The organism is Nostoc sp. UHCC 0251 (assembly GCF_034932245.1).
In the GTDB taxonomy this organism is placed as follows: Bacteria; Cyanobacteriota; Cyanobacteriia; order Cyanobacteriales; family Nostocaceae; genus Nostoc.
Map to the genome: position 1 here is coordinate 1 of NZ_JAYGHD010000153.1, position 8,386 is coordinate 8,386.

Sequence of the window (8,386 nt, forward strand, 5' to 3'; positions counted from 1 at the left end):
AGACGCGATGAATCGCCGTCTCTACAATAATCAGTCTTTTGTAGAGACGGCGATTTATCGCGTCTTTGGTGATCAATAATTTTCATCAAAAAACCTTATTAATAATAATTGCCTCAAAGCATGAGCCATACCAGATAATCGTCACCCACACAGTTCCACGCTTAGGGAAAATTCTCCCATCAGCAGCAGGTTGAGCAGCCGCGTCAGCATATAATTATACTTTTATGCTGTTTGTTACATATATTTTATTTAAATAATTTACACTTTTGACTTAACTGCTGGCTGTGATGTTTGTAAAGACTGGGGCAAACTCCAGTCAGGACGCAAGCTAGCGGCGTTGCGTAAATAAATATGATGAACCGAGGCGGAGGCTGGCAGATAAGCGTGGATTAAGAACCGAATGCAGCGCTGTAAGCTGCCTTCGACATGCATTTGCTGCACATCCAACATAGCCACATTATCCCAACCAGGACGCGATCTAGCGATCGCAGCTGGAAAAATAGCATCCAAATCGCGTGTAACCGAGAAAGTCACACTAATCATGTCCCTCGGTTGGAATTGATTCCGGTTTTCTAGTTCATCTAGTAGTTCCGTCACTACCTCTTGCATTGCCTCAACGGTATTTTCTGAAACGGTTGTTGCTCCGCGAATAGCCCGCATTTGCCACTCCACGCCCAAATCCTCCTTAAAAGAAAAAAGTTAGAGGTTAGGAGTTAAGAGTGAAAAATTGAGAGTTTGAACTCCTCACTCCTAACTCCTAACTCATATTAGGGTCGATATAACCACAAGGGTAAACCACTAGTAGACATTTCAAATTCGAGCCAATCAATACCAGCCCCAATTCCTGATGAAAACTGACGACTCCCTGGTAGAACGCGACTCAATAAGGGTTTACGTTCTTCTAGGGTATAGCAGAGAGTTTTTTCTGGATCAAGTCCAACCAATTCTGCTGTCCAGCGGCGGGCATCTTCTTCTGTGCCCAGGCGGTCTACAACACCTAACTCTAGGGCTTGCTGTCCAGTAAAAATCCGACCATCGGCGAAACTTTTTACAGCTTCTACTGTTAAAGAACGCCCATCAGCTACCGTTTGGACAAACTGCTGATAACTTGTGTCAATCAACTCTTGCAGGATGCTTTCTTCTGGTTGAGTCAGTTGTCGGTCAAAAGACAATATGTCTTTGTAAGGACCAGACTTAATTACCTGGAAGGAAACACCAATTTTTTCTAGCAAGCGTTCCAAGTTATTCCCACGCAGAATCACACCAATACTACCCGTAATTGTTCCTGGGTTAGCTACGATGTGTTCTGCTCCCATGCCGATGTAGACGCCTCCAGAAGCCGATATATTGCCAAAGCTAGCGACGATTTTAATTTTTTCGCGCAGACGCTTCAGGGCGCTGTAGATTTCTTGGGAATCTCCGACTGTACCGCCAGGGCTATCGATACGGAGCAATAATGCCGGAAACTTTTTTTCTTCTACTGTTTTCAGGGCTTCTAGGACGCGTTTGCGAGTAGCACCCGCGATCGCACCAGTAATTTCAATCCGCGCAATTTGTTTTCTAAACTTGGGCTTAAACGGCCAAATCATGAGCTGTCAACATACCTCGTAATAAACTTAATATAAGATGCCCAGCGGTCAGACGACCTGCTTTGCTCTGTTAAGAAACATGAGCAGGCATTGTGCTCATCAGGATTTTAAGGAAATTTTTATATTTTGTAGGGAGTTTTATTTGATATTCTCAATGAATACTAATAAATTTCTTGAAGATTGTAGCTAACGCAAAATGCCAAACTCTAGTTTAGCGTCCAGCATGATGATTTAGCACAAACTAAGCTGTCGCCCATCTAACTTCCACATTTTTTGTGTTGACTGTCAGCAGTCAACGAACCTCATAACTTATTGTGTAATTTAAAGGCGTAATAGCTTATTTTAGCTGTCTTGCGGAATTCAAAATATTACAACCCTTGGTCTTGTAATATTTTGAATTTTTGAGGATTGCTTTACTAGGGTCGCGCACCTGTAGTAGTTGTCAGCAATTAGTAGCTAATAACTAAGTAAATAATAAATATTTAATTAATAATTTCCGTACTCAATTTAATTAATAAAATTCATTCAGCAACACTAATCCTTACATAGCTTAAAACCAGTAGTACTTTAAGTTTTGGGAATATCACTTTTCTCTATTTTGTATAGCCGATGAGCACCTGACTAAACTATTTCCACTACTTATGAATCAATTCGTAAAATTTGATACCTATAGTATACGTACACATCAAACAGTGCTCCGACGAAACTACAGGTCAAACTAATCACGAATAATCCACGTAAGGGAGTTCCACTGCCAAAGGTGGCGAGAAAATGCATAACCTCAGTAGCGATCGCTTCAGTTAACTCTTGTAAACCGGGGAAGTAACCGATGAGGGGTAAAAGGAACAATCCGCCGCCAACTAGTAACATGGGAGCGACAAAACTAAAAATGATTGTGAGTAGTAAGGAGCGGAGAAAGTTAGTGAAAATAGCCATTTAAGACAAACTCCGTGAGTAGAGATGACAAGAGCTAGATAGCAGTTCGTCATTTTCTACAATACGTGCGATCACTCCTGACCAACCAATCTGTCAAAAATCTTAAGTTTTAATTAAAATAAACGGCTACCAGCTACAGCACATGCTGAGGATATCAAAAATGATTTGAATTTACAAAACCCTTGCACAATCAAGTTTATAGCTAAAGTTAGCCATATTTATTGGTTTTCAACACCTCTAACAACAGCTTCATTTTCTGAGAGCATCTTTAATCAAAGTTAATATTCAGCGCTGTGGGGAGTGGGGGGAGCAGGGGAGGCAGGGAGAGAAATCAATTCAAAATTCAAAATTCAAAATTAAAGAACTTCTGCCCTCTGCCTTCTGCCTCCTCTTTCCCCATTCCCCATTCCCCATTCCCCATTCCCTACTCCCCATTCCCTATCCCAATGACTTCCGCTATTCTTAAGGCAGTTACCGAGTTAGCTACAGAACATTGAACCAGACTAAATCCAAATCCAGTTTAGGAGAATGGAGTCAGCGGCTGCTGGCAGCGATTTTTCTGGGTGGGCAAGTACTAGTTCACCTATTGAGAGGCAAAATCCATCGGCGCAACACTTTAGAACAAATGGCAGCAGTTGGGCCAGATTCCCTATTTATTGCCCTCTTGACAGCTATTTTCGTTGGCGCGGTGTTTACTATTCAGGTGGCGCGGGAATTTATCAACTTTGGCGCAGGAAACATTGTTGGCGGGGTGCTTTCTGTCGCGTTGACACGAGAACTCTCTCCCGTGTTGACGGCAGTGGTTTTGGCTGGGCGAGTCGGTTCTGCATTTGCAGCCGAAATCGGTACCATGCGGGTCACAGAACAAATCGATGCCATGTTGATGTTAAAAACAGATCCAATCGATTATCTAGTTATCCCCCGCGTCCTTGCTTGCTGTTTAATGCTACCAATTTTAACCCTTCTGTCTTTGGTGACAGGGATGTTTGGGGGATTAATAATTGCGACAAATATCTACAACCTGTCTGATACGGTATTTCTAGACTCAGCCCGTAACTTTCTTGGCATTTGGGATATTTTTAGCGCCATGATTAAGGCGTGTTGCTTTGGCATTTTAATCGCCGTAATTGGTTGCAGTTGGGGATTGACGACAACAGGAGGAGCCAAGGGTGTAGGACAGTCAACCACAACTGCTGTTGTGACTGCCTTACTGATTATATTCGTTAGCAACTTCTTTCTTTCTTGGTTGATGTTTCAGGGGACTGGTAGTGCATTCCTAGGGCTATAAAACTGATGAGTTAGGAGCAAAGCCTGAGACTCCGAAAGCTCCAGTTAAGAGTTATGAGTTAAAACTCCTTACTCCTAACTCATAACCCCTGACTCCTAAAATAGGAAAGATGCCTTACTAAATAAAGCAGGATTTAAGACTGTGACTAGTTCATTTGCTCCTAACTCCACATCAACTGTGGAACTCAAGCCCAGTTACAATATACCTATAGTGTTGGTGATTGCCGCTATTCCACTACTGTTGGTACAACCGTGGGTAGGCTCCGTTTTTACACTGTTTGGTTTGTTTCTCATGTTTCAGGCGTTAACGCTGCGTTTGCAATTTACCGCCACCGACTTAGATATTTACAGAGGCGAAAAATTGATTCGGCGCTTTCCTTACCAGGAATGGCAAAACTGGCGGATATTTTGGAATGGAGTCCCCATCCTGTTTTACTTTAAAGAAATTAAAAGTATTCACTTTTTGCCGATTTTATTTGATCCCAATACCTTGAGAACTTGCTTAGAACAACGTTGTCCGCGTATTTAGTCCTGAGTTCGATCTGTGCTGAGTCGTTTCGATTTAGACTCATAACTCAGCACTCATAACTCAGGACTTTTATGGCAGGTCAATTGTAATATTTCTGAAAGCTATTTATTCGCGTCATAGGAATTACACTATTGTTTATGAATCCAGAGGCATCTCAAACCCCAGAACCAATTGATGAGCGGTTGGCAGAAAAACAAGAACAGAACAATGCAGTTGAACATCCACTCAATCCATCTGTTGAGTCAGTGGGAGAAACAGGAGCCATTAGCTCTTCAGAAGACTGCACAGCTTTTGAGCCACTCATCTCCAATGCAGAAGTGGTAGATTCTACAGTAGAGCTAACAGAAAATTCAAATGGCGAGTTTGTAGCGCAGTCGGAACCGGAAAATACAGCACTGGGATCAGAAAACCATTCATTATATGCAGAAGCAGAGCAGCGAGTAGCAGAGTTGCAGAGCGCTGAAGCTGCTCTCAAGGAAGAAATAGCCAAGCTGCAAGCTTCATATAAAAACCTTCAGGTACAAGTGGGTGAAACTCAAACCTCACTGGGGCGACTTGTGCAAGAGTCGTTGGTACAGTTAGAACAACGCAAACAAACCCTGCAAATTTCTGTAGAACAACTAGAACGCCGTCAAGAACGTATCCGCAATGAGATGCGAACCACTTTTGCTGGTACATCTCAAGACTTGGCAATTCGGGTGCAGGGTTTTAAAGACTATCTCACGGGTAGCTTACAGGATTTGGCCGTTGCCGCTGAACAGTTGCAATTGACGCCAACTGTGGTGGAACGAGAAAAACCATCTGTAAAAGAAAAAGAGGCTAAACCAGTTGAAACCCAACCTGGAATACCCCAATTTGCCCAACAGCAGTTTCAAGATACTACAAAGCAAATTCGCCGCCTAATTGACCAATACCGCAATAAACCAGATTATTACGGGCCAGCGTGGCAACTACGCCGTACCTTTGAACCAATCCACGCAGAACGAGTCTCTAACTGGTTTTTTACCCAAGGGGGACGGGGTGGTTTGCGGACAATGGGTAGCCGCTTACAGAATATTTTGATTGCCTCAGCTGCAATTTCGATATTACACAAGCTGTATGGCGATCGCGTCCGTACTTTAGTCTTAGCTAATACACCGGAGCGATTGGGTGAATGGCGACGCGGCTTGCAAGACTGTCTGGGAATCGGTCGCCCAGATTTTGGCCCAGACCGGGGCGTGGTATTATTTGAAGCGTCTGATGCTCTGGCTCAGAAAGCAGACCGATTGACGAAAGCCAATCAACTACCTTTTATTATCATTGATGATTCAGAGGAGCAAATCAGTTTGTCACTGCTGCAATTTCCCCTGTGGTTAGCCTTTGCTCCTGACCCCAAAACAGTGAGAAACTATGATGATGACTTTTAAATGAGTCATTAGTCATTGGTCATTGGTCAAGAGTAATACCTCTTGACTTTTTTAAATTTTGTTAGCGCAGCGTTAGCGAGTCTTCGTACCCTTACAGGGAAGCAAGCTACGCGCAGCGTCTCGTAGAGAGCGTCATTTTGAATTTTATTATGGCTATTTGGTTAACTCTGTGTGGAGCAATTGTGGTCATAGCTTACCTGCTGGGTTCTTTTCCCACTGGCTACATTGCTGTGAAGCAGTTAAAAGGTATTGATATTCGGCAAGTTGGTTCAGGTTCCACTGGAGCAACTAATGTACTAAGAACCTTGGGCAAAGGGCCAGGAGCATTCGTTTTAGTACTTGATGCTTTAAAGGGAGTATTAGCGATCGCTCTAGTTTACTGGTTATGCAATTTTAACTCAATTCAAAATTATATCCCCCCAAAGGTAGATGCACAAGCGTGGCAACCGTGGTTGGTAACAATAGCTGGGTTAGCTGCAATCCTGGGACATAGTAAATCAATTTTTTTGGGCTTTACTGGTGGTAAATCCGTTGCTATCAGCTTGGGGATTTTGTTGGCAATGAGTTGGCAGGTAGGTTTAGCAACAGCGGGTGTGTTTGCCATCGTCGTAGTGATATCGCGGATTGTCTCTTTGAGTTCAATTGCAGGTGCGATCGCAGTTTCCATTTTCATGGTACTTTTGCATCAACCATTACCCTATATTCTGTTTGGGATTGCCGGTGGATTATATGTGATTTTGCGTCATCGCCCTAATATTGAACGACTGCTTGCAGGAACGGAGCCAAAAATTGGGCAAAATGTAACGGCGGAACCAGAGCAAGCTGCATAATTGACCAACTTACAAATTGATAAAGACTTTTTGGTACATATCCCACCCCAAGCGATGCCCTGAGCAAGCTGTTAGGTGGGCGTGGTGTCTCTTCTGGAGTTTAAAACAACAAGAAACGAGCCAGCAACGTTGAGTTGAAAAGAAACAGCTTCAGGCATGAAAATCTACAGTACTAATCAGATTCTGGTTGCTTTTTACGGGAATCAATTGTAGTTTTTTTGACTATCGGATAACGAATGCCTACTCACCCAATGTAGGTAAAAATCTCACCAAGCATTTTAGACCTATCCAAACCCCAAGATGCCTTCTAAACGAATCTTGTTTATCAGTAACGGCCACGGAGAGGACAATCACACCTCTCATGTTATTCAGACCCTACGCCAGTTGTGTCCTTCTATCGAGATGGCAGCAATGCCGATTGTAGGGGAAGGAAAAGCTTATCGCAACTTGGACATTCCCATTATTGGCCCCACACAAACGATGCCCTCTGGAGGATTCTTTTATATGAAGCGCCTCTATTTGCTCAAAGATTTTCAATCGGGATTGATTGGTTTAACGTGGGGACAATTACAAGCCGTGTTGCAGTATGCTCCCAACTGCGATTTGATTATGGCTACTGGGGATTTTATCTCCCAAACATTTGCTTACTTAACAAAGCGCCCCTTCGTCTCGTTTATCTCTTGTCTTTCTGCCCTCTATGAAGGTCGATTGCGTATCAATCCGCTGCTGTGGCACGATCTGAATTCTTCTCGATGTCTGGCAGTTTTCACCAGAGATTCCTATACAGCTTCTGACCTCCAACGGCAAGGTATAGCTAAAGCTCGGTTTGGTGGTATTCCGGCTTTAGATCGCCTCGTTCCGGCTGGCAAAGACTTGCACCTGAAACCCGACATTCCAATGCTCGCTCTTTTGCCAGGGTCGCGGATGCCAGAAGCAGCGCGAAATTTCTGTTTGCAGTTGCAACTGGTGGTAGAAATTGCCAAGGTGATGCCTGAGTCACGGTTCCAGTTTCGCGCCGCCTTAGTACAAAATTTGATGGAGCAACTAGACGAGATTGCTAAAAGTCAAGGTTGGCAACTGGATCAAGGCGTACTCACCTATTCTCCTCCAGGAAGTTCTGCTGAGGAATCACCACTTGTAGAGGTCAGATGTTACTCAGATGCCTTCAGTGATATTGTATATTACTCTAACCTCGTCATTGGTATGGCAGGATTAGCAGTGGATTTAGCTGTGGCGATCGGCAAACCAATTATCCAAATTCCCGGAGAAGGGCCTCAATTTACTTATCAATTCGCAGAGGCGCAAACGCGGCTGTTGGGCATTTCTGCCCAAACTATCGGCACTGGCCCAGCAACTCCAGAGACTCTCAAACAAGGGGCCAGACAAGTGGTCGAGACTTTACAAGATGCAGACTATCTAGCTAAGTGTCAACAAAATGGCCCTGAGCGATTTGGGCCGCCCGGTGCATCTGAGAGAATAGCCCACTTTCTGCTAACCTCTTTAGGAGAAACTTAGTAGAAATTGTGTCAGGTGGCAGGAGGTAAATCCTATCAATAAATCTAAGGGTTTCAATAAGGACGCAGTATTTCTTGTAGCGCTTTCCACGACGCTACTAAGTCGCTAACGCTGCGCTATCGAAATAGATATTTTCTTCTTTTTTCATAAATAAATTTACTTATAAAAGAAGGTAAAAAATATATTTTACGTAATGTGCAACTTATCCTTAGAACCCCTCTCCAAACCTCTCCCCACAGGGAGAGAGGCTTTGATTCTTGCTCCCCTTCCCTTGTAGGGAAGGGGTTGGGGGTT

At 43.6% G+C, this 8,386-nt stretch carries 8 protein-coding genes; 5 read left to right on the forward strand and 3 right to left on the reverse strand.

Translation table 11 applies throughout. From position 1 onward, the window contains the following. Positions 1-258: 258 nt before the first annotated feature. From aroH to VB740_RS15865, 3 genes are all read right to left on the reverse strand, one after another. Positions 259-672, reverse strand: a complete 414-nt coding sequence (gene aroH / locus VB740_RS15855) for a chorismate mutase (RefSeq protein ID WP_323200930.1) — start codon at positions 670-672, stop codon at positions 259-261. Between the two features lie 95 nt (positions 673-767). Continuing rightward, positions 768-1,589, reverse strand: coding sequence for a signal peptide peptidase SppA (gene sppA / locus VB740_RS15860; RefSeq protein ID WP_323200931.1), 822 nt, complete (start codon positions 1,587-1,589; stop codon positions 768-770). Positions 1,590-2,228: 639 nt separating this feature from the next. Continuing rightward, positions 2,229-2,525: a hypothetical protein gene (locus tag VB740_RS15865; protein WP_323200932.1), complete on the reverse strand. Its 297-nt coding sequence runs from the start codon at positions 2,523-2,525 to the stop codon at positions 2,229-2,231. A 493-nt stretch (positions 2,526-3,018) separates the two neighbouring features. Here VB740_RS15865 and VB740_RS15870 point away from each other — a divergent pair, with 493 nt between their 5' ends. From VB740_RS15870 to VB740_RS15890, 5 genes are all read left to right on the forward strand, one after another. Next, positions 3,019-3,813, forward strand: coding sequence for an MlaE family lipid ABC transporter permease subunit (locus VB740_RS15870; protein WP_323200933.1), 795 nt, complete (start codon positions 3,019-3,021; stop codon positions 3,811-3,813). 141 nt (positions 3,814-3,954) lie between these two features. Beyond that, positions 3,955-4,341, forward strand: coding sequence for a DUF3119 family protein (locus VB740_RS15875; protein ID WP_323200934.1), 387 nt, complete (start codon positions 3,955-3,957; stop codon positions 4,339-4,341). 137 nt (positions 4,342-4,478) lie between these two features. Continuing rightward, on the forward strand, positions 4,479-5,747 hold the full coding sequence (locus VB740_RS15880) for a DUF3086 domain-containing protein (protein ID WP_323200935.1): 1,269 nt from the start codon (positions 4,479-4,481) through the stop codon (positions 5,745-5,747). 149 nt (positions 5,748-5,896) lie between these two features. Further along, positions 5,897-6,577: a glycerol-3-phosphate 1-O-acyltransferase PlsY gene (gene plsY, locus VB740_RS15885; RefSeq protein ID WP_323200936.1), complete on the forward strand. Its 681-nt coding sequence runs from the start codon at positions 5,897-5,899 to the stop codon at positions 6,575-6,577. Between the two features lie 300 nt (positions 6,578-6,877). Continuing rightward, the gene (locus VB740_RS15890) at positions 6,878-8,092 is read left to right on the forward strand and encodes a lipid-A-disaccharide synthase-related protein (RefSeq protein WP_323200937.1); all 1,215 of its coding nucleotides are present in this window, start codon (positions 6,878-6,880) and stop codon (positions 8,090-8,092) included. The last annotated feature ends 294 nt before the right edge of the window (positions 8,093-8,386 follow it).

Bases quoted from the DNA above. Each gene is read 5' to 3' on its own strand.
- sppA (WP_323200931.1), bottom strand. From the start codon at position 1,589: ATGATTTGGCCGTTTAAGCCCAAGTTTAGAAAACAAATTGCGCGGATT.
- VB740_RS15865 (WP_323200932.1), bottom strand. From the start codon at position 2,525: ATGGCTATTTTCACTAACTTTCTCCGCTCCTTACTACTCACAATCATT.
- VB740_RS15880 (WP_323200935.1), top strand. From the start codon at position 4,479: ATGAATCCAGAGGCATCTCAAACCCCAGAACCAATTGATGAGCGGTTG.
- plsY (WP_323200936.1), top strand. From the start codon at position 5,897: ATGGCTATTTGGTTAACTCTGTGTGGAGCAATTGTGGTCATAGCTTAC.
- VB740_RS15890 (WP_323200937.1), top strand. From the start codon at position 6,878: ATGCCTTCTAAACGAATCTTGTTTATCAGTAACGGCCACGGAGAGGAC.